The sequence below is a fragment of the Mesorhizobium sp. B2-3-13 genome, assembly GCF_006442195.1.
In the GTDB taxonomy this organism is placed as follows: domain Bacteria; phylum Pseudomonadota; class Alphaproteobacteria; order Rhizobiales; family Rhizobiaceae; genus Mesorhizobium; species Mesorhizobium salmacidum.
In genome coordinates, this window is record NZ_VFVQ01000001.1 from 260,553 (window position 1) to 284,974 (window position 24,422).

At 63.5% G+C, this 24,422-nt stretch carries 25 protein-coding genes, 1 tRNA gene and 1 pseudogene; 16 read left to right on the top strand and 11 right to left on the bottom strand.

Translation table 11 applies throughout. The features are described 5' to 3' along the window. Positions 1 to 92 precede the first annotated feature (92 nt). Positions 93 to 1,220 carry an ATP-dependent RecD-like DNA helicase gene (locus FJ941_RS01195; protein ID WP_027146532.1) on the top strand — a complete coding sequence of 376 codons (1,128 nt, stop codon included), beginning with the start codon at positions 93 to 95 and terminating at the stop codon, positions 1,218 to 1,220. A gap of 30 nt (positions 1,221 to 1,250) precedes the next feature. On the opposite strand, the gene FJ941_RS01200 is transcribed toward FJ941_RS01195, so the two are convergent. Next, positions 1,251 to 1,679: an STAS/SEC14 domain-containing protein gene (locus FJ941_RS01200; protein WP_140502514.1), complete on the bottom strand. Its 429-nt coding sequence runs from the start codon at positions 1,677 to 1,679 to the stop codon at positions 1,251 to 1,253. A gap of 160 nt (positions 1,680 to 1,839) precedes the next feature. Between FJ941_RS01200 and FJ941_RS01205 the strand changes: the two genes are divergently transcribed. From FJ941_RS01205 to FJ941_RS01220, 4 genes are all read left to right on the top strand, one after another. Next, a complete protein-coding gene (locus FJ941_RS01205) occupies positions 1,840 to 2,580 on the top strand; it encodes a pyridoxine 5'-phosphate synthase (RefSeq protein ID WP_140502774.1) in 741 nt (246 codons plus the stop codon). 96 nt (positions 2,581 to 2,676) lie between these two features. Beyond that, on the top strand, positions 2,677 to 4,590 hold the full coding sequence (locus tag FJ941_RS01210) for a potassium transporter Kup (protein ID WP_140502515.1): 1,914 nt from the start codon (positions 2,677 to 2,679) through the stop codon (positions 4,588 to 4,590). A 191-nt stretch (positions 4,591 to 4,781) separates the two neighbouring features. After that, entirely contained in the window at positions 4,782 to 6,701 is a 1,920-nt protein-coding gene (locus tag FJ941_RS01215; protein ID WP_140502517.1) for a potassium transporter Kup, read from the top strand. Between the two features lie 37 nt (positions 6,702 to 6,738). After that, positions 6,739 to 7,779 (top strand): aldehyde reductase, encoded by a 1,041-nt coding sequence (locus tag FJ941_RS01220; protein ID WP_140502518.1) that lies wholly within the window; start codon positions 6,739 to 6,741, stop codon positions 7,777 to 7,779. A 34-nt stretch (positions 7,780 to 7,813) separates the two neighbouring features. Here the strand turns inward: FJ941_RS01220 and FJ941_RS01225 are convergent, their stop codons facing one another. Then, the gene (locus FJ941_RS01225; RefSeq protein WP_140502519.1) at positions 7,814 to 8,704 is read right to left on the bottom strand and encodes an SDR family oxidoreductase; all 891 of its coding nucleotides are present in this window, start codon (positions 8,702 to 8,704) and stop codon (positions 7,814 to 7,816) included. 135 nt (positions 8,705 to 8,839) lie between these two features. On the opposite strand from FJ941_RS01225, the gene FJ941_RS01230 reads away from it, so the two are divergent. Together FJ941_RS01230 and FJ941_RS01235 are read left to right on the top strand one after the other, a co-directional pair. Next, complete coding sequence (locus tag FJ941_RS01230) at positions 8,840 to 9,250, top strand: helix-turn-helix domain-containing protein (protein WP_140502520.1); 411 nt, start codon at positions 8,840 to 8,842, stop codon at positions 9,248 to 9,250. 54 nt (positions 9,251 to 9,304) lie between these two features. Further along, the gene (locus FJ941_RS01235; protein ID WP_140502522.1) at positions 9,305 to 10,570 is read left to right on the top strand and encodes an NAD(P)/FAD-dependent oxidoreductase; all 1,266 of its coding nucleotides are present in this window, start codon (positions 9,305 to 9,307) and stop codon (positions 10,568 to 10,570) included. Here FJ941_RS01235 and FJ941_RS01240 read toward each other — a convergent pair. Then, a complete protein-coding gene (locus tag FJ941_RS01240) occupies positions 10,518 to 11,255 on the bottom strand; it encodes a glutathione S-transferase family protein (RefSeq protein ID WP_140502523.1) in 738 nt (245 codons plus the stop codon). The two genes, FJ941_RS01235 and FJ941_RS01240, sit on opposite strands and share 53 nt — an antisense overlap. Before the next feature lie 100 nt (positions 11,256 to 11,355). On the opposite strand from FJ941_RS01240, the gene FJ941_RS01245 reads away from it, so the two are divergent. Next, positions 11,356 to 11,814 carry a MarR family winged helix-turn-helix transcriptional regulator gene (locus tag FJ941_RS01245; protein ID WP_140502524.1) on the top strand — a complete coding sequence of 153 codons (459 nt, stop codon included), beginning with the start codon at positions 11,356 to 11,358 and terminating at the stop codon, positions 11,812 to 11,814. Positions 11,815 to 11,843: 29 nt separating this feature from the next. Here the strand turns inward: FJ941_RS01245 and FJ941_RS01250 are convergent, their stop codons facing one another. After that, positions 11,844 to 12,275 carry a DUF1772 domain-containing protein gene (locus FJ941_RS01250; RefSeq protein ID WP_181169699.1) on the bottom strand — a complete coding sequence of 144 codons (432 nt, stop codon included), beginning with the start codon at positions 12,273 to 12,275 and terminating at the stop codon, positions 11,844 to 11,846. Between the two features lie 154 nt (positions 12,276 to 12,429). Between FJ941_RS01250 and FJ941_RS01255 the strand changes: the two genes are divergently transcribed. Together FJ941_RS01255 and ilvC are read left to right on the top strand one after the other, a co-directional pair. Beyond that, a complete protein-coding gene (locus FJ941_RS01255) occupies positions 12,430 to 13,083 on the top strand; it encodes a TetR/AcrR family transcriptional regulator (RefSeq protein ID WP_140502527.1) in 654 nt (217 codons plus the stop codon). Between the two features lie 24 nt (positions 13,084 to 13,107). After that, complete coding sequence (gene ilvC / locus FJ941_RS01260; protein ID WP_013531065.1) at positions 13,108 to 14,127, top strand: ketol-acid reductoisomerase; 1,020 nt, start codon at positions 13,108 to 13,110, stop codon at positions 14,125 to 14,127. A gap of 102 nt (positions 14,128 to 14,229) precedes the next feature. Here the strand turns inward: ilvC and FJ941_RS01265 are convergent, their stop codons facing one another. Beyond that, positions 14,230 to 14,838: a BA14K family protein gene (locus FJ941_RS01265; RefSeq protein ID WP_140502529.1), complete on the bottom strand. Its 609-nt coding sequence runs from the start codon at positions 14,836 to 14,838 to the stop codon at positions 14,230 to 14,232. A gap of 189 nt (positions 14,839 to 15,027) precedes the next feature. Between FJ941_RS01265 and FJ941_RS01270 the strand changes: the two genes are divergently transcribed. From FJ941_RS01270 to FJ941_RS01285, 4 genes and pseudogenes are all read left to right on the top strand, one after another. Then, positions 15,028 to 16,140: an endonuclease/exonuclease/phosphatase family protein gene (locus tag FJ941_RS01270; protein ID WP_140502530.1), complete on the top strand. Its 1,113-nt coding sequence runs from the start codon at positions 15,028 to 15,030 to the stop codon at positions 16,138 to 16,140. Positions 16,141 to 16,190: 50 nt separating this feature from the next. Continuing rightward, positions 16,191 to 16,907, top strand: a complete 717-nt coding sequence (locus FJ941_RS01275) for a hypothetical protein (protein WP_140502532.1) — start codon at positions 16,191 to 16,193, stop codon at positions 16,905 to 16,907. Positions 16,908 to 16,962: 55 nt separating this feature from the next. Next, positions 16,963 to 17,208, top strand: a complete 246-nt coding sequence (locus FJ941_RS01280; protein WP_140502775.1) for a plasmid stabilization protein — start codon at positions 16,963 to 16,965, stop codon at positions 17,206 to 17,208. Continuing rightward, a pseudogene (locus tag FJ941_RS01285) lies at positions 17,205 to 17,408 on the top strand (PIN domain-containing protein); the annotation flags it as partial. The gene FJ941_RS01280 and the pseudogene FJ941_RS01285, both read left to right, overlap by 4 nt. A gap of 44 nt (positions 17,409 to 17,452) precedes the next feature. Here FJ941_RS01285 and FJ941_RS01290 read toward each other — a convergent pair. Genes FJ941_RS01290 through FJ941_RS01300 form a run of 3 tightly spaced genes read right to left on the bottom strand, consistent with a single transcriptional unit; the run spans position 17,453 to position 20,671 of the window. Beyond that, positions 17,453 to 18,670: an ABC transporter permease gene (locus FJ941_RS01290; protein WP_140502533.1), complete on the bottom strand. Its 1,218-nt coding sequence runs from the start codon at positions 18,668 to 18,670 to the stop codon at positions 17,453 to 17,455. Positions 18,671 to 18,672: 2 nt separating this feature from the next. Then, positions 18,673 to 19,380, bottom strand: a complete 708-nt coding sequence (locus FJ941_RS01295; protein ID WP_140502535.1) for an ABC transporter ATP-binding protein — start codon at positions 19,378 to 19,380, stop codon at positions 18,673 to 18,675. Between the two features lie 4 nt (positions 19,381 to 19,384). After that, complete coding sequence (locus tag FJ941_RS01300) at positions 19,385 to 20,671, bottom strand: efflux RND transporter periplasmic adaptor subunit (RefSeq protein ID WP_140502536.1); 1,287 nt, start codon at positions 20,669 to 20,671, stop codon at positions 19,385 to 19,387. A gap of 101 nt (positions 20,672 to 20,772) precedes the next feature. Here FJ941_RS01300 and FJ941_RS01305 point away from each other — a divergent pair, with 101 nt between their 5' ends. Together FJ941_RS01305 and FJ941_RS01310 are read left to right on the top strand one after the other, a co-directional pair. Further along, positions 20,773 to 21,681, top strand: coding sequence for a PhzF family phenazine biosynthesis protein (locus FJ941_RS01305; RefSeq protein ID WP_140502538.1), 909 nt, complete (start codon positions 20,773 to 20,775; stop codon positions 21,679 to 21,681). Positions 21,682 to 21,809: 128 nt separating this feature from the next. Further along, a tRNA-Lys gene (locus tag FJ941_RS01310) sits at positions 21,810 to 21,885 on the top strand. 110 nt (positions 21,886 to 21,995) lie between these two features. Here FJ941_RS01310 and FJ941_RS01315 read toward each other — a convergent pair. From FJ941_RS01315 to cobS, 3 genes are all read right to left on the bottom strand, one after another. Beyond that, positions 21,996 to 22,307 carry a hypothetical protein gene (locus FJ941_RS01315; protein ID WP_140502539.1) on the bottom strand — a complete coding sequence of 104 codons (312 nt, stop codon included), beginning with the start codon at positions 22,305 to 22,307 and terminating at the stop codon, positions 21,996 to 21,998. A 286-nt stretch (positions 22,308 to 22,593) separates the two neighbouring features. After that, positions 22,594 to 23,604, bottom strand: coding sequence for a nicotinate-nucleotide--dimethylbenzimidazole phosphoribosyltransferase (gene cobT / locus FJ941_RS01320; protein WP_140502540.1), 1,011 nt, complete (start codon positions 23,602 to 23,604; stop codon positions 22,594 to 22,596). Between the two features lie 39 nt (positions 23,605 to 23,643). Continuing rightward, entirely contained in the window at positions 23,644 to 24,420 is a 777-nt protein-coding gene (cobS, locus tag FJ941_RS01325; RefSeq protein WP_140502542.1) for an adenosylcobinamide-GDP ribazoletransferase, read from the bottom strand. Positions 24,421 to 24,422: the final 2 nt, after the last annotated feature.

Genomic DNA, 24,422 nt, shown 5'->3' on the forward strand with positions numbered 1-24,422 from the left:
GCCTGGAACCACGGGGGGAGTTCGCCGCCCGCTATGTTGATGCTGGTGGCGGCTATCTTGTGTTTGCCTCGCGAATCCGGTCACACGATTAGATGGAATTTTCACCCCAACAGGATGAGGCGCTGCAAGCGGTCGCCCGCTGGCTGAAGACCGGCAAGCCGCAGCTGTTCCGGCTGTTCGGCTATGCCGGCACCGGCAAGACGACGCTGGCGCGCTATTTCGCCGAACATGTTGACGGCCAGGTGCAGTTCGCCGCCTTCACCGGCAAAGCGGCGCAAGTGCTGCGCTCCAAGGGCGCGGTCAACGCCCGCACCATCCATTCGCTGATCTATAGGCCCAAGGGCGAGGAATCGGTGGCCGACGAAGTGACCGGAAAGACGTCGATGTCGCCGACCTTTTCGCTCAACCGGCAGAGCCCGATCTCGCGCGCGAAACTGGTCGTCATCGACGAATGCTCGATGGTCGACGAACAGCTCGGCCGTGACCTGATGAGTTTCGGCACGCCGATCCTGGTGCTGGGCGATCCCGGCCAGTTGCCGCCGATCTCGGGCGGCGGCTTCTTCACCGATCACGAGCCCGACTTTCTGCTGACCGAGATCCACCGGCAGGCGCGCGACAATCCGATCCTGCGGCTGGCGCTCGATGTGCGCGAGGGCCGCGAATTCATGCGCGGCGACTATGGCAGCGCGCAGGTGATCGGCAAGGAAGACGTCAACCAGGAACTGGTGCTGAGGGCTGATCAGGTGCTGGTCGGCACCAACCGGACGCGGCGGCGCTATAACCAGCGCCTGCGCGAGTTGAAGGGCTTCAATGCGGATTACCCACAAGCGGGCGACAAGCTGGTGTGCCTGCGCAACGACCCAGCCAAAGGCCTGCTCAACGGCTCGCTGTGGAAGGTGATGACCTCGTCGCGCGAGACGGTGAAGCCCGGCATCAACCTTCTGGTGTCGCCCGAGGAGGACGATCCGGATCGTGGCGTCGCCAAGATCAAGCTGCTCAAGGCGGCGTTCGAGGATCCGGACGCCGAAATCCCCTGGCAGCAGAAGAAGCGCTTCGATGATTTCGACTATGGCTATGCGCTGACCGTGCACAAGGCGCAGGGTTCGCAGTGGAACGAGATCGTGCTGTTCGACGAAAGCTGGGCCTTCAAGGAAACGCGCCAGCGTTGGCTTTATACAGCCATCACCCGGGCCGCTGAACGACTGACGATCGTCAGATAGAAGGGGTCGGCGGGTAGGTGGAAAACCGTTTCATCCTCTTTCTGGAGCGGCCGTGGCCTCCTGGCCCGTCGGTCGCGCCCCGAGCCATTCCCAAGCAGCAGCTTCGTCCTCGATCTTGAAATGCCTGAATTCGACGGGCGACGAAGCGGGCAAGGCGCGCCGTGCGTTCGGCGTCCAGTCAGGGGCGCCGATCGCCGCGCAACGGCCAATATGTTCCAATGCGTGGACGGCACCCTTCTTGATGGTCTCATCGGAGATGTCCGCCCAGTCGACGCCCTCATGATCGACTATGCGCACGGCCACGTCAATTCTCTGATGGAGCAAATAGGCCGCCTCGAGCAGGCCAAACAGGTTCTCGGCATCGGCGGCCGAGACATGGCCAACCACATCGATGGCAAAGAGGTCGTCGCGGCTGGTATCGATGCGGCGGATCGCCGGCACGGATTGGAGGAAATTCAAGGTAGCGCCTCCTTTTCGTGGAGTATGTTGGTCTTCTGGAACACCGGAAAGGCCCTATCTGTTCCCGTTAAAGACGCTATAGATGCGCCGTCTCAAATGCGCCGTGCCGGAACGAATGAGCGTGGCGCGCCTCGATAGCCTGTTTCACGGACGCCAGCCCATGCCCGCCAAGCTTTCCGTCAACCTCAACGCCATCGCCATGCTGCGCAACCGGCGCGACCTGCCATGGCCCAGCGTAATCGGCGTCGGCCGCCTTGCCCTTGCCGCCGGAGCGCATGGGCTGACGGTGCATCCGCGCCCCGACGAACGTCACACAAGGCATTCCGACCTGCCCCAGATCAGGGCGCTGATCGACGACGAATTCCCGCAGGCGGAATTCAACATCGAGGGCTACCCAAACGAGGATTTCCTGGCGCTTGTGGAGAAGCACCAGCCTGAGCAGGTGACGCTGGTGCCCGACGATCCCTCTCAGGCAACCTCCGACCATGGCTGGAACTTTATCGCCGATGCGGCGTTCCTGGCGCCGATCGTCAAGCGTCTGAAGAAGGGCGGTTTCAGGGTCTCGCTGTTTTCCGATGCCGATCCCGCCGGCATGGCGGCCGCGCGCGACACGGGCGCCGATCGTATCGAACTCTATACTGGTCCTTATGGCAGCTACCATTCCGATTCCGGTAAGGCGTCCAAGGAATTGGAAAGGCTGGGAAAAACCGCTGACGTGGCATTTGCCGCCGGCCTCCAGGTCAATGCCGGGCACGATCTGACGGTGGCCAATCTGCCCGCGCTGGCAAAGCGCATTCCGGCATTGGCCGAAGTGTCGATCGGACATGGGTTGACAGCCGACGCATTGGAGTATGGCATGGCCGGCACAGTGGGCCGGTTCCTCAGGGCTTGCGGCTGGTAGGGGGTAATGCTTCGTATTGGTATGGCAGCCATCGCGTGCATTTGATATCGTGTCGCAGCATGGATAAAGCACCGCGCGCTAGTCGGAGAGTGGTCGATGGCCCTTGCCAATAGCGGGAGCGAGCCTGAAACCGTCGAGCAATCGAGCCATGCCGGAGTCGAGCAGCACAGCACCAAGGTTCTCATGCTGGGCGCGCTCGGCGTTGTCTATGGGGACATAGGCACAAGTCCGATCTACGCCTTTCGCGAGGCGCTTCACGCTTCGCCCGGCATCGATACGCGCGTTCACGTGCTTGGCGTGCTGTCGCTGATCGTCTGGGCGCTGACGATCATCGTGACCGTCAAATACGTTGCCTTCGTGCTTCGTGCCGACAACAAGGGCGAAGGCGGCACCCTGTCGCTGATGTCGTTGGCACGCAGCGCCTATCCCAAAGGCGCTCGACTGATTCTGGTGATCGGTCTTTGCGGCGCGGCGCTGTTTTTCGGCGATTCGATCATAACTCCGGCCATCTCGGTGCTGTCGGCGGTCGAAGGCCTCACCGTGGTGACCCCAACGCTGGGCGCCTATGTCGTGCCGATCACGCTGGTCATCCTTGCCATCCTGTTCTCCGTGCAACGCTTCGGCACGGGAAAGGTGGCGGCGGTGTTCGGGCCGGTGACGGCGCTGTGGTTCCTGGCCATCGGCGTTGCCGGCATCTATCATTTGAAGGATGATCCATCGGTCCTGCTTGCCATCAATCCCTATTACGCGGTCGCTTATCTGGCCAGCACACCGACCGCCGCCTTTGTCACCGTCGGCGCCGTGTTCCTGGCGGTAACCGGGGCTGAGGCGCTTTATGTCGATCTCGGCCATTTCGGACGCAAGCCGATCGTGCTGGCATGGTTTTCCGTGGTTTTCCCCTGCCTGCTGCTCAACTATTTCGGGCAGGGCGCCTTTGTGCTCGCCAATGACGGAAAACCGACCAATCCGTTCTTCCAGATGCTGCCTGACTGGGCACTGATGCCGATGGTGGGACTTGCAACGGCCGCGACGGTCATTGCCAGCCAGGCGGTCATCTCAGGGGCTTTTTCGCTGACCCGCCAGGCGGTGCAGCTCAATCTTCTGCCGCGCATCGAGGTACAGCATACGTCGGAAATGCAGTCCGGGCAGATCTACATGCCGCGTGTCAACCTACTCATCGCGATGGGGGTGATGCTGCTGGTCGTCGGTTTCGGCAGTTCAAGTTCGCTGGCTTCCGCCTATGGCATCTCGGTGACCGGCGAAATGCTGATGACGACGATCCTGCTGTTCGTGGTGATGCGCAAGATGTGGAAATGGAAGCTGGCGCTGGCCCTGGCGCTGACCCTGCTGTTCGGCGTCATCGACAGCGGCTTCTTCCTGGCCAATGTCGTGAAGATCGTGGAAGGCGGCTGGGTCTCGATCACCGTTGCCTGCCTGATGGGGCTGATCATGTGGACGTGGATACGCGGCAGCCGCTATCTCTTCGACAAGACCCGCCGCAACGAAATCCCGCTCGATTTCCTCGCCGGCAATCTGTTGAAGAAGAAGCCGCAGCTGGTATCCGGCACCGCGGTGTTCCTGACCAGCGATCCGCTCAGCGCGCCGACCGCGCTGATGCACAGCCTGAAGCACTACAAGGTGCTGCACGAGCAGAACGTCATCCTTTCGGTGGTGACGGCGCCGCAGCCCGTCGTGCCCGACAGCGAACGCGTCAAGATGGAGACGGTCAACGAGTTGTTCATGCGGGTGACGCTGACCTTCGGCTACATGGAACAGCCCAACATTCCGCGCGCGCTGGCGATCTGCCGCAAGCAGGGCTGGAAGTTCGACATCATGACGACGTCGTTCTTCCTGTCGCGGCGGTCGCTGAAAGCCTCGCCCAATTCAGGCATGCCGGTGTGGCAGGACCGGCTGTTCATCGGCTTGGCGCGCTCGGCGGCCGACGCGACGGAGTATTTCCAGATCCCGACCGGCCGCGTCGTTGAAATCGGCACGCAGGTCGCCATTTAACAGACACGTGCTCGCCGGCCCTCAGGTTTTGCCATGGGTCCGGACATGAGCCGCGAATGTCGCATTGACCGGCATTCGCTCGAATTCGCCCACAAGAGGCCGCGCCGCCAACATGAGTGCCATAACGTTACGGCACTTGATATTGCATTGCAGCAAGCGTAGAGCACCGCGCGTTTATCGGAGTGTCGTACATGGCCCTTGCCAGTGCTGGTAGTGAGGCAGAACCCGTCGACCAATCGAGCCATCCCGAAATCGAGCAGCACAGCACCAAGGTGTTGATGCTGGGCGCACTCGGCGTGGTCTATGGCGATATCGGCACCAGCCCAATCTATGCATTCCGCGAGGCGCTGGTCGCGTCGTCGGGCGGGCAAGTTGCCGACCGTGGCGACATTCTTGGTGTTCTGTCGCTGATCATCTGGTCACTGACGATCATCGTCACCATCAAATACATCATGTTCGTGCTGCGCGCCGACAATCGCGGCGAGGGCGGCGTGCTGTCGCTGATGGCGCTGGCCCGCGGCAGTTTTCCGAAGCGGTCGGCGCTGATGCTCGGCATTGGCATCGTCGGCGCCTCGCTGTTTTTCGGCGACGCGGTCATCACGCCGGCGATTTCGGTACTGTCGGCGGTCGAGGGCATGAATGTCGTCACCCCCACCTTCCAGCCCTATGTCGTGCCGCTGACGCTGGTCATCCTCGCCATGGTATTCGCGGTTCAGCGTTTCGGTACCGGTGGCGTGGGGCTGGTCTTCGGCCCGGTGACCGCGATCTGGTTCCTGGCCATCGGCCTTTCCGGTCTCAAGCACATCATCGCCGATCCGGAAATCCTGTGGGCGGTCAGCCCGCACTATATCGCCGCCTTCCTGATCCATTCGCCCGACGTCGCCTTCGTCACCATCGGCGCCATCTTCCTTGCCGTGACCGGCGCGGAAGCGCTCTATGCCGATCTCGGCCATTTCGGCCGCAAGCCGATCGTGCTTGCCTGGCTTTCGATCGTGTTCCCCTGCCTGCTGTTGAATTATGCCGGGCAGGGCGCCTTCGTGCTGGCGAAGAACGGTGTGGTCGGGCACCCGTTCTTCGAGATGAACGAGGGTTGGACGCTGATCCCGATGGTGGTGCTGGCGACGGCGGCTACCGTCATCGCCAGCCAGGCGGTCATTTCAGGGGCTTTTTCGCTGACCCGCCAGGCGGTGCAGCTCAACATGTTGCCTCGGCTGGAAATCCTGCACACATCGGAAAAGCAGTCCGGCCAGATCTACATGCCGCGCGTCAATCTTCTGCTGGCCCTGGTGGTGATGATGCTGGTGGTCGGCTTCGGCGAATCGAGCAAGCTGGCCTCCGCCTACGGCATCTCGGTAACCGGCAACATGCTGGTGACGACGGTGCTGCTCTATGTGATCATGACCCGTATCTGGAAGTGGAAGCTGTCGGTGGCGATCCCGCTCACCGTGCTGTTCGCCTTCATCGATGTCGGCTTCTTCGCCTCCAACATCGTCAAGGTGTTCGAAGGCGGCTGGGCGTCGCTGGTCGTGGCCTTCACCATCGTGCTGGGCATGTGGACTTGGGTGCGCGGCAGCCGCTATCTCTTCAACAAGACGCGCCGCAACGAGATCCCGCTCGATTTCCTTGCAGGCAATCTGCTGAAGAAGAAGCCGCAGCTGGTATCCGGCACCGCGGTGTTCCTGACCAGCGATCCGCTCAGTGCGCCGACCGCCTTGATGCACAGCCTCAAGCACTACAAGGTTCTGCACGAGCAGAACGTTATCCTTTCGGTGGTGACTGCCCCTCAGCCGGTGGTGCCCGACAGCGAGCGCGTCAAGATGGAGACGGTCAACGAGCTGTTCATGCGGGTGACGCTGACTTTCGGCTATATGGAACAGCCCAACATTCCACGCGCACTGGCGATCTGCCGCAAGCAGGGCTGGAAGTTCGACATTATGACGACGTCCTTCTTCCTGTCGCGGCGCTCGCTCAAGGCCTCGCCCAATTCCGGCATGCCGCTATGGCAGGACCGGCTGTTCATCGGCTTGGCGCGCACGGCGGCGGATGCGACGGAGTATTTCCAGATCCCGACCGGCCGTGTGGTAGAAATCGGCACGCAGGTGGCGATCTGACGAGTTCGATCGTCTCGACCTGAACGGGGAGGCGGCCATGGGCGGCGAATTGGTGCTTGTCACCGGCGGATCGGGTTTCCTCGGCGCGCACTGTATTCTTGCCCTGTTGAAGGCGGGCTATCGCGTGCGCACGACGGTGCGCTCCGCCAAGCGCGAAGCCGACGTTATCGCCATACTCAAGGCCGGCGGCGGCGAGCCGGGCGACAGGCTTTCCTTTGCCATCGCCGACCTCATGAGCGATGCCGGCTGGCCCGACGCTATCGCCGGCTGCGACTATGTCCTGCATGTCGCCTCGCCATTTCCGCCCGGCGTGCCGAAGCACGAGGATCACCTGATCATCCCGGCTCGCGAAGGCGCGTTGCGCGTGCTCAGGGCGGCGCGAGACGCTGGCGTCAAACGCGTCGTGCTGACCTCGTCCTTCGCCGCCATCGGCTATGGCAAGATGCCGCCCGGCGGCCGGCCTTTCACCGAGGAGAGCTGGACCGATCCGACGGCCAAGGTCAGCGCCTATGTGAAATCGAAGACGCTCGCCGAGCGCGCGGCCTGGGATTTCATCGCCGCCGAGGGTGGCAAGCTGGAGTTGGCCGTCGTCAATCCGGTCGGCATTTTCGGACCAGTGCTAGGGTCCGACCATTCGACCTCCACCGAATTTGTTCAGCGCATGCTGAATGGTGCCATGCCTGGGTTGCCGCGCCTGTCCTTCGGTGTGGTCGACGCGCGCGACGTGGCGGACCTGCATGTGCGCGCAATGACCAATCCCGCCGCCAGTGGCGAGCGCTTCCTGGCCGTTGCCGGCGATTTCATGACCGTGCGGGAGATCGCCCAGACGGTGAAAACGCGGCTCGGCGCGGCCGCGTCGCGTGTCTCGACGCGGGAGCTTCCCGATTGGTTGGTGCGGGTGGTGGGGCTGTTCAACGCGGAAGCCGCGCAACTCGTGACGGAACTCGGCAAGGTCAAGAACGCCACCAGCGCCAAGGCGGTGCGCATGCTCGGCTGGGCGCCGCGCTCGCGCGAGGACGCGCTGGCCGCCACCGCGGAAAGCCTGGTGCGGCTCGGGCTGGTCAAAACGCCGAAATAGCGCGGCGGGAGAAAGACTTCCCGCCGCGCTGGTTTCAGCCTGCCAATGCGGACTTGTTGGCCTCGAGGAACTGCTTCAGCGGTACTGACTTCCGGCCGGAAAGTGTCTCTATCGAGTCCGTTACCATGCCAAGGTCGCCGGCGCGCGTGGCGGCGTCGAAGGACACGAGAAGCCGGGCGATGGGCTCGGGAAGGCCTGCGCTCTTCATCCCCTCGGTCAAGGCTTCGTCCGAGAGCTGAATGACCTGGATCGGCTTGCCGGTGACTTCGGTGACAAGTGCCGCGACTTCGGCTGACGTATAGGCCCTGGGGCCGGTCAGCGTATACGTCTTGCTTTCGGTGTTGTCCGAAGCCAGCCCCGCGGCTATGGCGGCGGCGAGATCGTCACGCGCGCCATAGGAAATGGCGCCGTCGGCCGCGGACGTATACCATTGGCCCGAAGCGAGGATCTGCGGCATCGCCATGAACAGGTTCTCGTCGTACCAGCCATTGCGGAAGATCGTGTAGGGAATGCCGCTGGCCTTGATCGCCTGTTCGGTGTCGTAATGGTCGGGCGCAAAGAGCACCGGCGAACCCGGCTCCGTGTTGGGCAGCGAGGTGTAGAGCAGGTGGCCGACGCCAGCCTGCCTAGCCGCCGCCACGGCGGCAAGCTGCTGTTCGCGCCGCTTTCCCTGGATCGCCAGCTCGTTGGTCGAAATGATGAGCGCCCGGTCGGCGCCGGCGAAGGCTTTGGCGAGCGAGGCTTGATCGTCGAAATCAGCCTCGCGAACGGTGACGCCGCGCGCTGACAGGTCGGCAAGATTGGCGGGCGTGCGGGTCGTGGCGATGATCCGGGCCGCCGGCACCTCTAATGTGTCCAGCAGATGGTTGATGACGCTGCGGCCGAGTTGGCCGGACGCGCCGGTGACGAGAAGAGTTGCGGTCATGGGGGATCCTGACATTGCGCCGGAAGGGCGGTTCGGGTGGTGGTCTCAAAAAGAGACCAGCACTAAAATAGGAATTGACCCACCGCCGTAAAGAAGGCAGTTTTTGGGGAAGTAGGCACACGCAGGGAACCAGCCATGGACAGCCGGACCGTCGATCTGAAATCCAAACTCGAAGTCTACAAAGCGATGACCGAAGGCGGAAACATTGCCGATTGCCCGGTCCGTGACGTCATTCAGGGGCTCAATGGTAAATGGAACTCGCTGTTGACGGCGGCCCTGGCAGAGCAGCCCTATCGCTTCGGCGAGCTGCGGCGGCTGGTTCCCGACATTTCGCAGCGCATGCTGACCCAGACGCTCTATGATCTGCAGCGCGACGGCTATGTGCGTCGCGAGGTGTTTCCGACCAAGCCGCCCAGTGTCGAATACAGCCTGACCGACCTTGGGCGCTCGATGTTCGACGCTTTGCAGCATTTGTTGAATTGGGCTGAAAACAACCACCACGCGGTGCGCGACGCGCGCACTTCCTTTGATTCGACACAGGCTTGACCCAGCCGGTTAGCATTCGGTATCGCGACTTGATTTCATCCGGCGGCTGAAGGATTGTCCCGGCCAGTGCGGCTTGGGGGCAACGGCATTTCCTACGATATCGCAATTGCAGGCGCCGGTCCGGCTGGGCTGGCCATGGCGCTCTATCTCAGACGTACCGGGCACCGCGTCACCATCTTCGAGCGCTTTGAGGAACCGAAGCCGGTCGGCTCCGGGTTGATCCTGCAGCCGACCGGATTGACGGTGCTTGCCGATCTCGGCCTGCTCGACGACATCATGGCACTGGGCAGCAGGATCGACCGGCTGCATGGCGCCGATGCCTCGACCGGCCGCACCGTGCTCGACGTCCGCTACGACGCCCAGCACGGCGGTCGCTTCGGCCTGGCGGTGCACCGGGCGGCTCTGTTCGGCGTGCTGTTTCGCGCTGCCCGGCGTGAGACCATCGCCATCGAAACCGGCGTCGAAATCGAGACTTTGGACACCGGCGACCGGGCGACGCTGGTCCGTGGCAATGGACGAAGGGTGGGGCCGTTCGATCTTGTCGTCGACGCCAGCGGTTCGCGTTCGAAACTGCGGCAGTGCGCCGGCAATGCCGGGGCGCCACGACCACTCACCTATGGCGCATTCTGGGCATCGCTGGATTGGCGAGGCGAGGGCTTTGACGAGCACGCGCTTTTGCAGCGCTACGACAAGGCCAGCGTGATGATCGGCGTGCTGCCGATCGGCCGGCCGGAACCCGATGCCGAAAGGATGGCGGCCTTCTTCTGGAGCCTGAAACCGGCGGATGCCGATGCCGTGCGCAACCTTGGCATCGATGCCTGGAAGGAGCGGGTGGTGCGGCTGTGGCCGCAAGCCGAGGCGTTCACCAGCCAGATCGGCAGTTTCGACCAGCTCTCGCTGGCCCGCTATGGCCATCACACGATGAAGTCTCCGGTTGGCCGGCGGTTGGCCGTGGTCGGCGACGCCGCGCATTCGACCAGTCCGCAGCTTGGCCAGGGCGCCAACATGGCGCTGCTCGACGCCGCGGCGCTCAGCCATGCGCTGGCGCGAACGGGCAGCGTCGAGGCTGCTCTAGAAGGCTATGCGAAAGCGCGGCGCTGGCATGTGCGGGCCTTCCAGGCGCTGTCGCTGGCATTCACGCCCTTCTACCAGTCGGACTCCGTGGCGCTGCCTTTCATCCGCGACAGGCTGGTGGCGACGATTGCCAAGATTCCGCCGGCGCCGCGGTTCCTGGCCTCGATGGTGGCCGGCACGGTGATCGATCCGTTCAGGCGGGCTGGGCTTGCCGAAGCGCGATGGCCGGATCGCCTTGCCGAATGAGGCTCGATAGAAAAGATCCCTTCGCCCGCAGGAAGGCATGCAGGCGCTGCGGATAGTCCGGCGCCACGGCCTGCCTGATCGACGGTCGGTCACTCAACGCACTGCGCCAGGCCCGGACAAGCGGCTTGCCGTCAAGAATGCCGAAATCGCCGATCCGATCGAAGGCGTCGAGGTAGCGGAAGACCGGACCGTAAACGGCATCGACGAGGGAAAAGCGGCTGCCAGCGAACCATGGCCCGCTCCGCAAGGTATCGTTAGCGAGTTCAGCCTCAAGGCAGTCAAACATCGCCGACAGCGCGCTGGACTCGGCGAGGAATCCAGCCTCGCTCGGCGCTGAATAGAACCGGCCGATGGCGTTGAGGATGGCTGAGCCATACTCGATCCAGGCACGGTGCCGGGCGCGGGCATAAGGGTCGGCGGGGTGGAGGGGACTGGCCTGCGTTTCCTCGAGGAATTCGAGGATGACCGCGGATTCGAAGACTATCGTCTCGTCGCCATTTTGCCTCACGCGCAGCAATGGCACCTTGCCGAGCGGCGAGAGCGCCTTGAACCAGGCCGGTTTGTCGGCAAGGTCGATGTCGATCCGCTCGAAGGGCACACCTTTCTCGGCCAGCGAGATCGCGGCGCGCTGGACATAGGGGCAGAGCGGATGGCTGACGAGAACGAGGGTGTCGGCGGGTTTCATAGGAATGTGCCTTTCAACATCGATGCAATTGCATTTATGTAGATGCATTTGCATTGATCGTCAAGCTTGATGCATTTGCATCTATCGCCTAGGGTGGGCCATGACCGAAAGAGCCAAGCCTTCGCCGGATGCCATCAAGGCCTGGGCCCGCCTGATGCGGGTTTCGCGCCAACTGATGGAACGGGCCGAAGACGCGCTGAAGGAGGGCGGCCTGCCGCCGCTCGCCTGGTACGATGTGCTGCACGAGCTTGCCGAGGCGGGCGAGGGCGGCTTGCGGCCGTTTCAATTGATCGAACGCACCCTGTTCGCGCAGTACAACATCTCGCGTCTATTGGGCCGGCTCGAGGCCGACGGGCTGGTCGAGAAACTGCCGGTGGCCGATGACGGCCGTGGGCAAACCATTCGCATCACGGCCAGGGGACGTGAGACGCGCCGCCGGATGTGGGCGGTCTACGGACGTTCGATCGCCGAACTGGTGGGTGCCAAGCTCTCGCCGGATGAGTTGAGCACGGTCTCGGCACTGCTCGGCCGGCTGCGCCATCCGCCTGCCGCGGACTGATTCCGCAGGGACGAGCCCGGCCTGGCGGGTCAAGGCAGATGGCTGCCCCAGAGAAAAGACAGCGTCGCCAGCACACCGAGCGCCGCGCGAACTAGGTGCAGATTGCCCCATCTGACGATCAGCGCCCTGGCCAGCGGATTGGCCGCTTCCGGGTCCATTGCCTCCAGCACTCGATTGGTCGGCATCATCACAACAAGGGTCCACGGCCAGGGCAGGATGATCGTCACCGCGCCGCTAAGAAAGGCAAGCCCGCCGGTCTGCCACCAGGCGACAAGGCCGAGAACGCAGGCGACGATGGCGATCGATGCCTGCATGGCCGCACCGCGTTTGTAGGAAGGCTGCCATTCCTGGAGCAGGGACCTGTCATCCAGCCGCAACCGTGCCGGCTGCTCGGCCGCGCTGACATAGATCGCCGCGCCGGTGAACACGGCGGCTATGGCCAAGGCCAGCAAACCGGCCAACATGTTTCTCCCCTTAGGACAACGGCAGCGAAGCCGTCCGAAGAGAAATAGGGCTTGCAAGGTTCGGTGCAATAGGCCATAGAGGAGAAGGCGAACCGTAACGTACGGTACGGCTGCCGAAAATGACTGGCTTGGCCGTCCGCGAGGGAAGAGCGTGTTGCACATCGTGCCCGACATCGACAACAGCGAGACACTGACGGAGCGGCAGCAGGCCGTCCTGGATGCGGCACTGCGGCTGCTGGTCGAAGACGGCGACAACCTGACCATGACCGCCGTGGCCCGCCGCGCGAGCTGTTCCAAGGAAACGCTCTACAAATGGTTCGGCGACCGCGACGGGCTGCTGACGGCGACCGTGCAGTGGCAGGCGTCGAAGGTGCGGGTGGCGCAGGTTGACGGCAAGGGGCTCGACCTTGCCTCGTTGACGGCGAGCCTCGAGCGCTTTGCCAGCGACTGGCTCATGGTCATTTCGAGCGATACCTCGATCGCGCTCAATAGGGTGGCGGTCGGCCATGCCGGTTCGGGGAAGGACAATCTCGGCGCCGTCGTGCTGGAGAATGGGCGCTTTGCACTGGCCAAGCGGCTGAAGCCGGTGCTGGAAGCCGGCCGGCAGGCGGGGCTCCTTGAATTTGCGGATGCCGAGACGGCATTCCGTACCTTTTTCGGGCTGGTTGGCCGGGATGTGCAGATCCGTCTGCTGCTCGGTGACCGGCTGGAATTGACTGAGGCGGCGATCGGCGGCGATGCCGCGCGGGCGACGCAACAGTTTCTCGCTCTTTTCGGAGCAAAAACCGGGCCTCAAGGCCTTTGATCTTCAAAACGGGAAGGAAGTAAAATGCGTGTCTATTACGATCGTGATGCCGATCTTAACCTGATCAAGGGCAAGAAGGTCGCCATCATCGGCTATGGCAGCCAGGGCAGGGCGCATGCGCTCAACCTCAAGGATTCCGGCGCCAAGGAGATCGCCATCGGCCTCAAGGCCGGCTCGGCGACCGCCAAGAAGGTCGAGGCCGACGGGCTCAAGGTAATGAGCGTCGCCGATGCCGCCAAATGGGCCGACCTGATGATGATGGCGACCCCCGACGAATTGCAGGCCGACATCTACAAGAACGAGATCGCGCCGAACATCCGCGACGGCGCCGCGATCGCCTTCGCGCACGGCCTCAACGTGCATTTCGGCCTCATCGAGCCGAAGTCGACCGTCGACGTCGTCATGATCGCGCCAAAGGGCCCGGGCCACACTGTGCGCGGCGAATACCAGAAGGGCGGCGGCGTGCCGTGCCTGGTCGCCGTCAACCAGGACGCCTCGGGCAACGCGCTCGACCTCGCTCTCTCCTATGCCTGTGGCGTCGGCGGCGGCCGTTCGGGCATCATCGAGACCAATTTCCGCGAGGAATGCGAGACCGACCTGTTCGGCGAGCAGGTCGTGCTGTGCGGCGGCCTGGTCGAACTGATCCGCGCCGGCTTCGAGACGCTGGTGGAAGCCGGTTACGCGCCGGAAATGGCCTATTTCGAGTGTCTGCACGAGGTCAAGCTGATCGTCGACCTGATCTATGAAGGCGGTATCGCCAACATGAACTACTCGATCTCCAATACCGCCGAATGGGGCGAATATGTCTCGGGCCCGCGCATCATCACCGCCGAAACCAAGGCCGAGATGAAGCGCGTGCTGAAGGACATCCAGACGGGAAAGTTCACCTCGGAGTGGATGCAGGAATACCGCGCCGGCATGTCGCGCTTCAAGGGGATCCGCCGCAACAACGACAGCCATCAGATCGAGGAAGTCGGCGCCAAGCTGCGCGCGATGATGCCGTGGATTTCCAAGAACAAGCTGGTCGACAAGGCCAAGAACTGAGCGAAATCGACAGGCTCGAAGCCCTCTAACTTCGAACGGTCAAAACCAAAAACGGCGCCAGGTGGCGCCGTTTTCATTTTCTCCACATCAGCCGCAGCCAGCTCAGCTATAGGGCGACCAGCACTGCTGGCGCGGGCCGTTATAGGGCTGGAACGTGTTGTCGTAGGCGCGATATGAACGGTAGCGGTTGTAGCACCACCGGACATGGGCGCTCGAAAGCCGGCCGGCGCGGTAGTAGCGGCGCGGCGCCGGCGTATAGTAATCGTAGTTGTTATAGTTGTTGTACATGCTGCCAAGGCCGAGCCCCAGACCAAGGCCGAGGATTGCGGCGGCGCCATCATCGTAGTAGCCGCCGTGATAATGGCGGCGGCCATGGCGCCAGCGCCAGTCATCGCCGCGACTCCAGTTACCGCCACCATTCCAGTGGCGGCCGCTCCAGTTGCCTCCGCCATTCCAGTGGCGGCCGCTCCAGTTGCCACCACCATTCCAGTGGCCGCCGTTCCAGTTCCGGCGCCATCTCCAATCGCCGCCATTGTTGTTGCCGCCGGCCCAGTCTTCGCGGACCGGGGTGACCGTTGGCGCGGCGGTGCTGGCCGGGATCGATAGATCGGGCTGCAGGATCGGACCGGCGGCGGATGGCGCCGTGATACCGGAGACAATACCGAGCGCAATCAGCCCGGATTTGACGGTGGAAGAAAAGAGCGAATTCATTGCACTCTCCAAGAGATACAGGCCCCACGCCTACCCTGGGAATGAGCCTACTGTGGGCCTTTGCGTCTGAACGGCGGATGAACGGAAAGGTTCCGTCAACCATAGGGCGAAGGCCACCAGGACCAAAGCATCCCTGCTTGTGGTCCCGCGATCTTGTTTTCCGCCGCTCTTGCAGGCAAAGGTCAGGGCATGTCGCTGCGCCTTGCCACCTTCAATGTCGAGAACCTGATGAACAGGTTCGATTTTTCCGGCTATCGCAACCAGCTCAACGAGGATCGCACGCTGGCGATGTTCGATATCCAGAGCGAGGCCGAATACAAGATACTGGAGCAGGCGCGCGCCATCGCCCAATCCGACGACACGCGCCAGCTGACGGCACTGGCCATCGCCGCCACCCGCGCCGACATCATCTGCATGCAGGAGGTCGACAACATCGAAGCGCTGAAGGCGTTCGAGTACGGCTATCTGTTCAAGATGGTGGGGCAGGGTTACCGCCAGAAATACACCACGTCGGGCAATGATTCGCGCGGCATCGATGTCGCCGTGATGATGCGCAACGAAACCGCGCAGGGACAGCCGATCGAATTCGTTCGCATGACCAGCCACGCCTATGTCACCTACGAGCAGTTCGGGTTGCATACGCCGGAGCTGGCGGCCCTCGGCAACCAGTCCAATGAACGCATCTTCCGGCGCGACTGCCTGGAGGTCGACATCAGGGTGGGCGGCGCATCGATGACGCTTTATCTCGTGCACTTCAAGTCGATGGGCTCGCCCCGCAACGGGCTCGACGGACGCGAAGCGACAATGCCGGTGCGCGTCGCGGAAGCGCAGGCCGTGCGGCGCATCATCGAGGAGCGTTTCGGTGTGGATCATGCCGCCGACAAGCGCTGGGCGATCTGCGGCGACATGAACGATCACCGCCAGCGGGTGAAGATCGCCGGCGATGAAGTGGACGGCTACCGTTTCGAGGTGGTTGACGAGAACCTGTCCTGCATCAACGTGCTGACAGCGGGCGGCTTCTGCGAAAACGTGGTGGAGCGGCGGCCGGAAATGAACCGCTGGACCTTCTATCACACACGCGGACCCGAAGAGCGGCATCTGTGCCAGCTCGACTATATCCTGCTTTCCAGGGGACTGGCGGCGAAGAACGCCACCGCGGTTCCCGACATCATCCGCAACGGTCAGCCCTGGCGCACGATCTTTCCCGCGGGCCAGGAAGTCGAGCGCTTCCCGCGCGCCGGCTGGGATCGGCCCAAGGCTTCGGACCACTGCCCGGTGGCGATCACGCTGGACATGGCATGATGGGGAGTATGGGCCCGGGGCCTGATGGGCAGGATCGGGCCTGAGCCGACATGAGCTTTGATCTTCCACGCAATGTCATCCTGCCGGTCGACGCCATCGATGTGCGTCTCGATGCCGGCCCGCATCCCTTCGCGGTGGATAATGCCGGGGCGATCGCCGAGAACTGGCAGAGCGAGATCGAGACCAATCCGGCGCTCTTCGACGGCACCGTGGTTCTGCTTTCGGAACTTGCCTATCGCGACCGGAGCCTCATTGGCCTCTGCCATGCGGTCAACTACTCGACCTTCATGCTGTGGCGGAAGCGGCGCGAGAATTCCGGCGCCGAACACGCCTATGCCCATGCCGTGCTGGTGGCCGGCGACAATGCGCTGGTGGCGATTCGCATGGGGCCGCGAACCGTCAATGCCGGCCGGGTCTATTTCGCCGCCGGTTCGTTCGAGCCGACCGATTTCCGCGATGGGCTGGTCGATGTCGATTTCAACATGATCCGCGAGGTGCGCGAGGAGACCGGCCTCGACCTGTCGGATGCCAGGCGCGGGGTGCGCTGGCACGCGCTGTCGACGGCAAGCGGCACCGTCATCTTCCGCCGCTATCACGTCGACGAGCCTGCCGATGAGATAGCGCGCCGAATCGTGGCCTTCGTCGCCACCGAAGCCGATCCGGAGATCGAGGGGCCGGTGATCATCCGCCATGCCGACGACCTGCCGGACGGTCTGTCGCCGCACATGGAGCCCCTGATCGAGTGGCATTTCGCGAACGGAAATTAAAATTTCGTGCCGATGTCATGATCGCAGACGCGATGGTCTGAGTGGCTTCTTGCAGATGATAAAACCGTACACGGGCTGTTGCGCGCTCCGCGCCTTGAAGGTGCGGGCAGCGCACCACGGCCGCAGCACCGAAGCCGAAATGCGTGAAATCCTGGAAACGGCTGTGCGGCCGACCAATCGGGTCAAACTCGGCTCCCTGCTCGCCGCCATCGGCCGCGAGGCCGGATTGTCTCAAGAGGATGTCGATACCTTGCAACAGCTTCGCGACAAAACACCGGGCGAGCCGGTGCGGTTCGAATGATCCTCATCGACACCAATGTGATTTCTGAGCCGTGGAAACCTGCACCCGATCCCCGTGTCACAGCATGGATCGACGCGCAAGCCGTCGAAACCCTGCATCTATCGGCCGTCACCGTGGCTGAGCTACGTTTCGGTATCGCGGCGATGCCTGCCGGCAAGCGCCGCACGATCCTGCATGATCGTCTCGAGCAGAAGGTTGTGTAACACCGGCCCGGAGTGCCGGGCTGCCTTCGCAGCTTGCTCCTTTACTCGTGACGCAACGCGTCGATCGGGTCGAGCCTGGCGCCGCGCAGGGCCGGGAAGAAGCCGAACACCATGCCGATCAGCGCCGAGAAGCCGACGGCGAGCAGGATGACCGCCGGGCTCGGCGCGAAGGGTATGGTCAAGGTCATCGAGGCGAGGCCGGCCAGCGCCAGGCCAATCAGGATGCCGATGATGCCGCCGAGCAGCGACAGCACCGTCGCCTCGACCAGGAACTGGATGAGGATGTGCTTTTCATGCGCGCCGATGGCGAGCCTGATGCCGATCTCGCGGGTTCGCTCGGTGACCGACACCAGCATGATGTTCATGATGCCGATGCCGCCGACCAGCAGGCTGACGCCGGCGACCGCGCCCAGCATGCCGGTCATCGTCGTAGTTGCGCTGGCCATGGCATCGGCGATCTGGGTCATGTCGCGGATGGCGAAATCGCTTTCGCGGTCCGGGGTTATACGGCGCGCATCGCGCAAAATATCCTCGACGCGCGGCTGCAATTCGGTGGTCGGCGTGCGGTCGTCGGCGGCGATGTAGATGTTGTCGATATCGCGGTTGCCGGCGATGCGGCGCTGATAGGCGGCGAGCGGCATCAGCACGACATTGTCCTGGTCCTGGCCGAAGCCGGTATAGCCCTTCGGCTCGAGAAGGCCGACGATCTTGCAGGAGGTGCGGTTGACGCGGATGATCTCACCCTCGGGATCGCCGGTGCCGAAGAATTGCTGGCGCACCGTCTCGCCGATCAGGCACACGCCGGTGCCCGAACGGGTTTCGGAATCGCTGAACGGGCGGCCGGACACCAGTTTCCAGTCGCGCGCGTCGAGATAGGCGCTGTCGGTGCCGGTGACGCCTGAGGTCAGGCTTTCGGTGCCGAAGATGACGCGGACCTGCTTCTGCGATGCCGGCGAGATGGCGCGCGCGCCGGAGAGATGCGCAACCAGCGCCGCCAGGTCCTTTTCCGCCAGCGGCCGCACCGCTTGATCGAGCCCGCCCGGACCTCCGGGACCGGCCGGGCGCCCGGCCCGGACGACCAGCAGATTGCTGCCGAGTTTGGAGATGTCGGCCTTGACCTTTTGCGTGGTGCCGGAGCCGATGGTCAGCATGGCAATGACGGCGGCGACCCCGATGACGATGCCGAGCAAGGTCAGGAACGAACGCAGCACGTTGCGGCGGATCGAGCGCAGCGAGAGGCGGATGGTTTCCCAGATCATGGTTATGCCGTCTCCATGTTCCTTGTGTCGGAGGCGACATGGCCGTCGAGGAAGCGGATGGTGCGCTCGGCATATTCGGCGACATCGGCCTCGTGCGTGACCATGGCGACGGTCAGGCCAAGCTCCTTGTTCAGCCGCGTCAGCAGTTCCATGATTTCGTGGGTGCGAGCCGTGTCGAGATTGCCGGTCGGCTCGTCGGCGACGAGCAGCGTCGGCCTGGTGACGATGGCGCGTGCGATCGCCACGCGCTGCTGCTGGCCGCCGGAGAGCTCGGCCGGCGTGTGATGCTCGCGGCCGACAAGGCCGACCTCAGCCAGCGCCTGCATGGCAAGGTCGCGGCGCTCGCGGGCGGCGACGCCGCGATAGATCAGCGGCAGTTCGACGTTCTCCGCCGCGGTGGTGCGGGCCAAGAGATTGTAGCCCTGGAAGACGAAGCCGACATAAAGGTTGCGCAACATGGCGCGGCGGTTGCGGTCGAGCCGGCCGGCATCGACGCCCATGAAGGAGTAGGTTCCGGCCGTCGGCGTGTCGAGGCAACCGATGATGTTCATTGCCGTTGACTTGCCGGAGCCCGACGGACCCATGATGGCGACGAATTCGCCGCGCCGAATGGCAAGGTCGACGCCGGCCAGCGCATGCACCTTGGCTCCGCCTTGGCCGTAGCTCTTCCAGACCGTGTCGAAGATGATGAGGGGCGCGCCCGCGGCCATAGCCTCAGCTCCGCGACTGCGAGGCGGTGATGATCTGCGCTCCTTCCTCCAGGCCGGAGGTGATCTCTGTCAGTTCGCCATCGGTGGAGCCGATCTTGACGTTGACCGGATGCGGCCGGCCGTTCTCCAGCACATAGAGCGTGCGAGAACCATCGGTGGGGGCCTTCGCCGCCTGGCGTTGGCGGTCGGGGCGGCCCATGCGGCCGGTGAACAGGTCGCCGAGACTCCAGCCACGCGGGGCCTGCTGCGCCGGTCGGTAGCGGAAGGCGCTGGCCGGCACGGTGAGCACATCCTTGGCCTGCCGGGTAACGATCGAAACGGTGGCGGTCATGCCCGGGCGCAGCAGAAGTTCGCTGTTGTCGACCTCGAGCCGCGCATTGTAGGTGACGATCCCATCCGTCGTGACCGAGGCATAGGAAATGTCGCGGATCTCGGCATCGAACGGCCGGTCGGGGAAGGCGTCGACGGTGAAGCGGGCATGCTGGCCTGATTTGACCGCGCCGATGTCGGCTTCGTCGACCGCCGCCACCAGCTCCATGTTCCTCAAATCCGCGGCGATGATGAACAGCACCGGCGCCTGCAGCGAAGAGGCGACCGTCTGGCCGGGGTCGACCGAACGGGTCAACACGATGCCGTCGATCGGCGCATAGATGGTGCTGTTGGCGAGATCGGTCTGCTGCGATTTCAAGTCTGCATTGGCGATGGCGAGATTGGCCTCGGCGCTGTCGAGTGCAGCCTTGGAGCGGTCGCGGGTCGCGGTCGCGGCCTCGAGCGACTGGTCGGTGGCCATGCCGCGCTTGGTCAGGGCCGCCGCGCGGACACGCGCGCTCTCGTTCTCGGTGAGCGTCACCCGGGCGTCCTCGACATTGGCAGCCGCCCCTTTTGCGGACGCTTCGGCCCGTTCGATCTGGACCTGCAGCTTGGCGGTGTCGAGTGCAGCCAGCACGTCGCCCTTCTTCACCTGCTGGTTCTCGTTGACCGTGACCGAGCGTATGATGCCGGAGAGCTGGCTTGATATGTCGACCTGGGTGAGGGGTTGCAGCGTGCCAGTCGCCGAAACCTGGACAATGAGGTCGGCCTTGGCGGCCGGCACTGTCGTATAGTCGATCTTGGTCGGCGTGCCGGCATACCATTGGTAGCCGGCAAAAGTCGCGACGAGGACGATCAGCGCCAGCAGCGCGTAGAGCCAGCCGCGGCGGCGCGTCCTGCGCCGGCCGATCTGGTCGAGCCCTAGCGCCGTCTCAATGGCGGAATCCGATTCCGCCTTTGGCAGATTGACAATCTGGTCCACGTCGGACCCCTATTATGCGTAATGTCCCTGTCTGTGCACAGATCAGGCTTATCGGTTCAAATATCAAATTAAATTTCGCCCATGTTGGGATTGAGGCAGGAATGCAAACCCGGAATTACTTGCTTTACGATGTGTTTACGACCGAGCGACTGGCCGGCAACCCGCTGGCGGTGGTGTTGGATTGCAAAGGTCTGGACACCGCCGCGATGCAAGCCATCGCGCGCGAGTTCAACCTGTCCGAATCGGTCTTCGTGCTGCCGGCGGACAATCCCAAGCACCGAAACCGCATCCGCATCTTTACCCCCGATTATGAAATGCCGTTCGCCGGCCACCCGACGGTGGGCTCGGCAATCGCGCTGGCGGAACTGGCCGGTGAGGGCGGCGCCGGCATTTTCGTGCTGGAAGAAAACATTGGTCCGGTGCGTTGCGCCGTGAGCAAGCACGATGGCGCCACCTTCGCCGAATTCGACCTCGCCAAGCTGCCGGAGCCGCTGAAGCTCGACGCCGATCCGGAGGCGATCGGCGCGGCACTCGGCCTGACACCGCACGAGATCGGCTTCGAGAATCACCGCGTCGCCTTCTGGTCGGCGGGCGTGCCCTATGTGACCATCCCGGTCGCCAACCTCGAGGCGGCGGGCCGGATCCGGCTGGACAACCAGGCGTGGTCGGAACTGGCGCCGCGCAAGAGCGAATGGGCCTTCGCCAGCCCGTACGTCTATTGCCGCGAAACGGTGAATCACGAAAGCGCGTTCCATGTGCGCATGATCGTGCCCGGCACGCCGTCCTACGAGGACCCGGCGACCGGTTCGGCGGCGGCGGCCTTCGCCGGCGCCATCATGCATTTCGACGGCCCGACGGACGGGGTTTCGCAATTGTGGATCGAGCAGGGACTGGAGATGGGGCGGCCGTCGCGCATTCGCCTCGAACTGACCGTGCAAGGCGGAAAGCTGGCGTCCGCGCGCATTGGCGGCAACGCGATCAAGGTGGCGGAAGGCAAGCTTTTCGTCTGATCGCCTCCGCATTCTTTCCCGGCACGACAAGGCTTGATGCGATTTGTCGGGAAATGATTCCAGCAGGGCTGGACAGGACCGGTGTCGGCGGCTATATGCCCGCCAACGCCGGTTTTTGCCGGCCGAGTGGGTGCGTAGCTCAGTTGGTAGAGCAGCTGACTCTTAATCAGCGGGTCCACAGTTCAATCCTGTGCGCACCCACCAAAATCTAACAAAATCAATTTGTTGGACGAGGTGAGGGACCCCGATGGATGCAGGCGGAGGTCCGTCTCCAAATATTTTGGGCCAGCACCCACACTTTTCCGCATCATGCTCTAGACGCGTGTCATGCCATTCTCCCGGCTGCCAAAATGTCGCGCTGGCGGCGGCCGATCGGTGCTTGGCCCTTGGCCTGATCCACAGCCCACTTCGATGATTCCCACCAGTGCGCGAACAAACTCAACCATGTCGTTTGCCGTGATGGCTGCCTTGTCGGGGTTTTGCCCGATGTGCTCGGCGGCTTCGCAACATGAGCGGCGGATGAGATCGTAATGTATATCCCTTTCATCCTCCGGCAACGCCGCCAACTTCATGGCTCGGCTATGAATCAACCGCAGCAATAGTTCGAGAGCTGCTCCGACACTCATGCGTTTGCTCCGCATTGGTCGAGCGTCCCGGCGCTTGAGGGCGCGCGTTTGGAACGTCCGATGAGGAGGCGTTTCCCGTCCCCGCATGGAAGGCTGCATCACAGTCGTTAATATATTCTTTCCTGCTAATATTCCTCCTTCGTTGAGCCTGCGGAAAGGCCGAGCGGCGCCCGGGGCCGCTTTTTGCGGTCGAAATTTCACTCACTCCGGGCAAGGACATCGCGAACCCGCTGTTTTTGGGCCTCTGAAAATTTATGAGGGTTTGTACATCAAGGCGATCCGCGCATTACTTCTCCGACACGCCAGCCTCGGCAAAACTCGCCATTCTCGCATGGCACTCCAGCGCCGAGCGCACGATGTTGACGGCGAGGCACGCGCCGGAGCCTTCGCCGAGCCGCATGCCGAGATCGAGTAGCGGCGGCAGGGCGAGCGCTTCGAGCAGGCCGCGATGGCCCGATTCGGCGGAGACATGTGCGGCGGTCGTATGAGCAAGGCCGGTTGGGTGCAGCTTTGCCAGCGGCGCGGCGGCGGCGGTGCAGACGAAGCCGTCTAGCAGCACGGGTATGCCCAGATGCCGGGCGGCGAGCGTGGCGCCGAAGATGGCGGCGAGTTCGCGCCCGCCGAGGCTGGCTGCGACCCCCAGCGGATCGGCAAGGGCGGCGGCGTGGCGCTTCAGGCCGGCTTCGATGGCGACCACCTTGCGCTTCAGTCCGGCATCGTCGACGCCGGTGCCGCGCCCGGTCCATTTTTCGGCACCCCCGCCGAAAAGCGCCGCCGAAATGGCGGCGGCCGGCGTGGTGTTGCCGATGCCCATTTCGCCAAAACAGACGAGGTCCAGATCTTTCGTCACCGCGTCGTAACCGGCCGAGACCGCGGCGAGGAAGGGTTTCTCATCCATTGCGGGCACTTGGGTGAAATCGCCGGTTGGATGATCAAGGTCGAGCGGGATGACGTCGAGCTCGGCGCCGGCGATGCGGGCGAGCTGGTTGATGGCAGCACCCCCGCCAGCGAAATTCGCCACCATTTGCACGGTGACTTCCGAAGGATAGGCCGACACGCCTTGCGCGGTGACGCCGTGGTTGCCGGCGAAGACGAAGACTTTCACGCGGTCGAGCTTCGGCATGTCACGGCCCTGCCAGCGCGCCAGCCAGGCGGCGATCGTTTCCAGCCGGCCGAGACTGCCTTGCGGTTTGGTCAGCGTGTCCTGGCGGCTGGCAACGGCATTGGCTGCCGCCTCGCTGCCGGCGGGCAGGTCGAGACAGGCGGCGCGCAGTTCATCGAGGGATTTGAAGGGCATGGGGGCAAGGTCTCCGGAAGGGAATTAGGCAAAAGGGGATCAGGAAAGAGCGACGGAAGCGACGAGAAGCACCGCGATCTCGCTCAATTGCTGCAAGGCGCCAACCGTGTCGCCCGTCTGGCCATTGATCTGGTTGAGGCAAAGGGCGTGAAAGGCAGCAAACAGCAGGCCGAGCAGGATGAGCGCGGCGATGGCGCCGCCGGCGCCAAGCAGGAGCAGCGGAATCGCGCCAAGCACGGCGCCGGCTATTGCCATTTCGATTGAGACGGTGCCGGCGTCTGCCGAGAGGCCGTCGGATCGCGCTGGCGGCAAAAGATGCATAAAGGCGCCGAGCATGCCGCGCGAAGCGGCATGCGCCGCCACCAGAGCGAAGAGGGCTTGCGTGGGATCGGTGAGTTCCGAAAGCGTGCTCCAGCGGATCAGCAGCGATAGCGCCAGCGCCATGGCACCATAGGCGCCGATGCGGCTGTCGCGCATGATCTCGAGCTTGCGTCCGCGCGACTTGCCGCCACCGAAGCCGTCGGCGACGTCGGACAGCCCATCCTCATGCAGGCAGCCTGTGGTGAGCACGGTTGCAACAAGGGCGAGGGCGGCCGACGGTCCTATGGCAAGGCCAAAACGTTCCGCCGTGGCAAAGACGATCGCGCCGATCAAGCCGACGACAAGGCCGGCAATGGGGGCGGCCCAGATCGCGGCGGCGAGGCTGCGGCCACGAAAATCGAAGACGGGCAGTGGCAGGCGGGTGAAGAAGACCAGGCAAAAGGCGATGTCATCGAGGACTTGCCGAGGCGACAGGGTGATTCTTGGGCGCTTCATGG